At 58.7% G+C, this 5863-nt stretch carries 5 protein-coding genes; 2 read left to right on the top strand and 3 right to left on the bottom strand.

The window, feature by feature from the left end; translation table 11 throughout:
- Window positions 1-42: 42 nt before the first annotated feature.
- Window positions 43-687: a DsbC family protein gene (locus IV091_RS07230; RefSeq protein WP_293467017.1), complete on the top strand. Its 645-nt coding sequence runs from the start codon at window positions 43-45 to the stop codon at window positions 685-687.
- Window positions 688-750: 63 nt separating this feature from the next.
- On the opposite strand, the gene serA is transcribed toward IV091_RS07230, so the two are convergent.
- Entirely contained in the window at window positions 751-1980 is a 1230-nt protein-coding gene (gene serA / locus IV091_RS07225; protein WP_293467016.1) for a phosphoglycerate dehydrogenase, read from the bottom strand.
- 154 nt (window positions 1981-2134) lie between these two features.
- The gene (locus IV091_RS07220) at window positions 2135-2623 is read right to left on the bottom strand and encodes a hypothetical protein (protein ID WP_293467015.1); all 489 of its coding nucleotides are present in this window, start codon (window positions 2621-2623) and stop codon (window positions 2135-2137) included.
- Between the two features lie 163 nt (window positions 2624-2786).
- Between IV091_RS07220 and IV091_RS07215 the strand changes: the two genes are divergently transcribed.
- Window positions 2787-5138, top strand: a complete 2352-nt coding sequence (locus IV091_RS07215) for a Tex family protein (RefSeq protein ID WP_293467014.1) — start codon at window positions 2787-2789, stop codon at window positions 5136-5138.
- Between the two features lie 95 nt (window positions 5139-5233).
- Here the strand turns inward: IV091_RS07215 and IV091_RS07210 are convergent.
- Window positions 5234-5863: iron-containing alcohol dehydrogenase (locus tag IV091_RS07210; protein ID WP_293467013.1), on the bottom strand; the 630-nt coding region annotated here is incomplete at its 5' end.

Genomic DNA, 5863 nt, shown 5'->3' with positions numbered 1-5863 from the left:
CAAAAGATCGGCTTATCATTTCAAGCATTCTTCTGTAATTGAATGATTTGGGAAAATCGCCAATCTTTTTTCACTTTTTTGATCACGATGCTTAAACCTTTATTGAAAATCCTCCTTGCGACGTTCACTGCAGCCAGTCTCTTGCTGTCGGGCTGTGACAACACATCGAGCACAGCGCAGAATACCTCAACCAAAGCGGTCTCCGCTCAGGTTTCGATGGCGGTCATTGCGGCGGAAGCAGAAGGCTTTGCGGTCGGCCCAGCCATGAGCGTAAGGACTATTTATGTTTTCTTCGATGCACAGTGCCCCCATTGCGCTGCCTTGTGGAAAAGCGCTGAGCCCCTGAGGTCGCAGGCTAAATTTGTATGGATTCCCGTGGGCTTGATCAATGCATCCAGTACAGCACAGGGTGCAACCTTATTGGCTGCTCAAGATCCGGTGTCTGCGATGGATGAGCACGAGGCTTCCTTGCAAGCTCGGCGAGGCGGTATCAGTGCGGGGGGCAATCTGGATACAAAAAAGGCTGCAGTCGCAAAAAATACCGAATTGTTCAACCGGTTTGGCTTTGCTTCTGTCCCGACGATTGTCGGTACGCATGCCCAGACAGGTGACTTGGTCACACAGGAAGGCGCTCTGCCTACCGCGTCCCTCGCTGCATTTCTCGGACTTCAGGCGCCTGCAAAATAGCGTTACTTGTTGCCTGAAGATCCCATTTTTAATATCTACGTGCGCCTGCCCTGCTGGAACCGCTTAAAAAAGAACCCGGCTACGAATGGTTCCCGGTACGTCGGCCAGCTTGGCCAGCGCCATGTCCGAGTATTCGGCATCAACGTCGATCACCACATATCCGATGGCTTCATTCGTTTGCAGATACTGCGAGGCGATGTTGATGTGATTGTCGGAAAAAACCTTGTTGACGTCTGACAGCACGCCCGGCACATTGCGGTGAATGTGCAGAAGCCGATGTTTGCCTGGATGGGCGGGCAAGGCTACTTCGGGAAAGTTGACGGATGAGGTCGAGGTTCCGTTGTCGCTGTACTTCACGAGCTTTTCTGCTACTTCGATACCAATATTTTCTTGTGCCTCCATCGTTGATCCACCCACATGCGGCGTGAGGATCACGTTGTCCAAGCCGCGCAAGGGCGATTCAAACATGTCTTTGTTGCTGCGCGGCTCCACCGGAAACACGTCAATTGCCGCACCCAGCAGCTTTTTTTGTTGCAGGGCTTCGGCCAGCGGCTCAATCCTGACCACCGTGCCACGTGAAGCGTTAATCAATACGCTGCCCGGTTTCATGGCTGCAATCTCTGGCTCGTCGATCATCCATTGGGTGGCCTGAGTTTCAGGAACATGCAGCGAAACCACATCCGACTGGGCCAGCAACTCCTTCAAATTAGCCACCTGCCGGGCATTGCCCAGCGGCAGCTTGGTGACCACGTCGAAAAAAACCACTTTCATGCCAAGTGCTTCGGCCAGCACCGACAACTGGGTGCCAATAGAGCCGTAACCAATAATGCCCAAGGTTTTTCCGCGAATTTCATAGGCATTTTCAGCCGACTTGAGCCAGCCGCCGCGATGAGCCACCGCACTTTTTTCGGGAACGCCGCGCAGCAGCAAGATCGCCTCGGCCAACACCAGTTCTGCGACGGAGCGGGTGTTGGAATAGGGCGCATTGAAAACCGCGATGCCGCGCTCGCGTGCCGCATCCAAATCAACCTGGTTGGTGCCAATGCAAAAGCACCCGACGGCTGCAAGTTTCGTGGCATGGGCAAAAACGTCAGCTGTCAGCATGGTTCTGGAGCGGATACCGATGAAATGCACGTCTGCGATCTTGGCCTTGAGTTCATCCTCAGGCAGCGCGCCGGCCAGGCTTTCAATGTTCGTGTAGCCCGCTGCGTTCAGCACCTGGACGGCCGATGGGTGAATGCCTTCCAGGAAAAGAAACTTGATTTTGTTTTTGTCAGTAGATGTTTTGATCATGAGAGGCAAAGTCAGTAAGTTGTCCAGAACATAGTATGGATCAAAGCCAACTTGCCGCCCGGTACTCGGAACCTTGGCCTTGCAAGTTGCCGGTCTGCTTCTTGGTCTGTTGGAAATCTCCTCACATGGCGCGGTGAACCGGCCCCCTGTGGTCTCAGGTGCCTGTCATGGGCGCTGCGCGCTCCAATTTATCCTGCAACTGCCCTATGTATGCGGCTAGCGTGTTGTCGGATTGTTCAATCCGGGCCATCAGCGCTTGCTGCTGCCGTGCAAAGCTTTCTGCTAGCGCAGCGTCAACATCAGACTGCCGCTGCTGTTGGGTGGCCGCTTGCGTTGTCAGAAAATTCTGTAATTCGGTAAAGCGTGAGGCCTCGGCCTTGTCGGCGAGTTCGCGCTGTGAATTGAGTTCTTTGGTGTGCTTTCGCATTTCCAGCAGGTTGGTGCTTTGCATATAAAGTGCACTGGCCAGAAAAATAACGGTTGCTGCGGCAAGCGTGACCAGCATGACCAGACCCAGAGAAACCTGAACGGTGGCGAACCCCAGGCTGAGCGTGCTGATGCGGGTGAACTCTTCCATGTTCAGTGCGACAAAAGCCGCAACGATCAAGATGGCCAAGACTAAAAGAATGGTGCGGATACGCATGATGGGCTCTCTGAAGATGGTGTGATTTTGCTTGGCTTTCGCTGCCAAGTGTAGCGGTCTGTATCTGTTTTCGGCTGTGGGACAATGCCGTCGTTTATCGTCAGTTTGCGGGCGGAAACGCCTGTTTTTGTTCCTTCGCTGCCTGTCAAATACTTATCCCCATATGCACAAAATCATCCGTCAGATCGCCGCAGAAATCAAAGCCCAAGAGCACCAAGTCAAGGCGGCGGTGGAACTGCTTGATGGCGGCGCAACGGTGCCCTTTATTGCGCGCTATCGCAAGGAAGCCACTGGCGGGCTGGACGATATTCAACTGCGCGAACTGGATTACCGACTCGGCTACCTGCGGGAACTCGAAGACCGCCGTGAGTCGGTGCTCAAAAGCATCGCCGAGCAGGGCAAGCTCACGCCCGAACTGCGCGCCTCGATTGAATTCGCCGCCACCAAGCAGGATCTGGAGGACTTGTATCTGCCCTACAAGACCAAACGCCGGACCAAGGGCCAGATCGCCCGGGAGGCGGGCATTGAACCGCTGGCCGACGCGCTGTTTGCCGATCCAACGCGGGTCCCGGCCGACGAAGCGGCTGCCTATGTCAAAGCGGAAAAGAACGAGACAGGCGACGATTTCACCACCGTGCAGTCCGTGCTCGACGGCGTGCGCGACATCTTGAGTGAGCGTTGGGCCGAAGACGCTGGTCTGGTGCAGTCGCTGCGCGGCTGGCTCTGGAACGAGGGACTGTTCTCGTCCAAACTGGTGACCGGCAAGGATGAAAACAACGCCGACCATGCCAAGTTTCGCGATTATTTTGATTACGACGAGCCGATTGGCCGCGTGCCGTCGCACCGCGCGCTGGCCGTGTTCCGCGGCCGCGGGCTGGAAATCCTGGACGCCAAACTGGTGTTGCCGGTGCCGCCTGAAGCAGGCCAGCCCAGCATTGCCGAGGGAAAAATCGCCCTGCACCTGGGCTGGAGCCACAAGTCCCGCCCGGCTGACGACCTGCTGCGCAAATGCGTGGCCTGGACCTGGCGCGTCAAGCTCAGCCTGTCGCTTGAGCGCGACCTGTTCACCCGCCTGCGCGAAGACGCCGAAAAAGTCGCCATCAAGGTGTTTGCCGACAACCTGCGCGACCTGCTGCTGGCCGCGCCGGCCGGCCCGCGCGTGGTGATGGGTCTGGATCCCGGCATTCGAACCGGCGTGAAGGTGGCGGTGGTCGATGCCACCGGCAAGCTGGTCGAAACCGCCACCATTTACCCGCACGAGCCGCGCAAGGACTGGGATGGTTCGCTCCACACCCTGACCAAGCTCTGCGAAAAGCATGGCGTGAACCTGATCGCCATCGGCAACGGCACGGCCAGCCGTGAAACGGACAAGCTGGCCGCCGACCTGATGAAGCGCATCGACGGTATGCAGCGCGTGGTCGTCAGCGAAGCCGGCGCCTCGGTTTATTCAGCCAGCGAATTTGCCAGTCAGGAAATGCCAGACGTCGACGTGAGCCTGCGCGGCGCAGCCAGCATTGCGCGCCGGCTGCAGGATCCGCTGGCCGAACTGGTCAAGATTGACCCGAAATCGATCGGCGTGGGCCAGTACCAACATGACGTGAACCAGAGCGACCTGGCGCGCAGCCTGGACACGGTGGTCGAGGATTGCGTGAACAGCGTCGGCGTCGACCTGAACACCGCCAGCGTGCCGCTGCTGGCGCGCGTGTCCGGCCTGAGCCAGACCGTGGCCAAGTCCGTCGTGCGTTGGCGCGATGCCAACGGCGCGTTTGCCAGCCGTGCCGATTTGCTCAAGGTGACCGGCCTGGGCGCCAAGACCTTCGAGCAAAGCGCGGGATTTTTGCGCCTGCGCGCCAGCACCAATCCGCTGGACATGACCGGCGTGCATCCTGAAACCTATTCGGTCGTCGAAAAAATCATGCTGCATACCGGCAAGCCGGTGGCCGAACTGATGGGCCGGGCCGAGATGCTCAAGACGCTCAAACCCGAACTGTTCGCCAATGAGAAGTTTGGCGTCATCACCGTGAAAGACATCATCGCCGAGCTTGAAAAACCGGGCCGCGACCCGCGCCCTGACTTCAAGGTGGCCCGCTTCAACGACGGCGTGGAAGACATCAAGGACCTGAAAGAAGGCATGACGCTCGAAGGCACGGTCAGCAACGTTGCGGCCTTCGGCGCCTTCATCGACATCGGCGTGCACCAGGACGGCCTGGTGCATGTGAGCCAGCTGTCCAACAAGTTCGTGACCGATGCGCGCGAGGTCGTGAAAACCGGCGACATCGTCAAGGTCCGCGTGACCGAGGTGGATGTGGCGCGCAAGCGCATTGGCCTGACCATGAAGCTGGACGCTGCGCCACCGCGCCGCGACGGCCCGCGCGACAATCGCTTTGAAAGCGCCCGGCCGGGTCCGCAGAACCGGGGCGGCAGCTATGGTGGCAGTCGGCCCACTGCGCCGCAGCCTTCGGCCTCAACCGCCATGGAATCCGCGTTTAGCAAGCTGGCGGCGCTCAAGAAATAAGCGCTTGATCCTGCTGGACCAAGCATCATTATTTATAGTTAAATAGGGCTACAGCAAAATAGGTACGGTCGTTAGAGTAGCATGTCGCCCGTAACCTAAAGCGCCTGCGCCAGCATCTCGCGGTACTCGTCCACGGTTGCAATGCGCGGATTCGTCTTGTGGCAATGATCGGCCATCGCGCCGGCGATGATGGCGTCAAACTGGCTGGCTTGCACGCCCATGGCCGCCAAGCCAGTGGGCAGGCCGAGGCGGGCGTTCATGTCCCTGATCGCATCGGGAATGTCGCCGCCAGAAGCCAGGCCCATGGCGCGCGCCATGCGGTCCAGCCGGTTTTCTTTTTGAATCGATTCAGCGCTGGCGTTGAAACGCACCACGGCGGGCAAAAACATCGCGTTCAGCGTGCCGTGGTGCAGGCGCGGATCCACGCCGCCCAGGCTGTGGCTCAGCGAATGCACGCAGCCCAGGCCTTTCTGGAACGCCATCGCCCCCTGCATGGACGCGCTCATCATATTGAGCCGCGCCTCGCGGTCGCTGCCGTCCTGCGTGGCGCGTTCGATGTGCGCCCAGCCGCGCTCCAGGCCGTCCAGCGCAATGCCGTCGGCTGGCGGGTTGAAAAGCGGTGCCATGAAGGTTTCCATGCAATGCGCAATAGCATCCATGCCGGTGGCGGCCGTCAGGTGGGCGGGCAGGCCCAGCGTGAGTTCGGGGTCGCAGATCGCGGTTTT

The sequence above is a fragment of the Polaromonas sp. genome, assembly GCF_018780625.1.
Lineage (GTDB): Bacteria > Pseudomonadota > Gammaproteobacteria > Burkholderiales > Burkholderiaceae_C > Polaromonas.
Note: the sequence above shows the minus strand (reverse complement) of the source record. Positions and strands in the feature narration are given on the sequence as shown.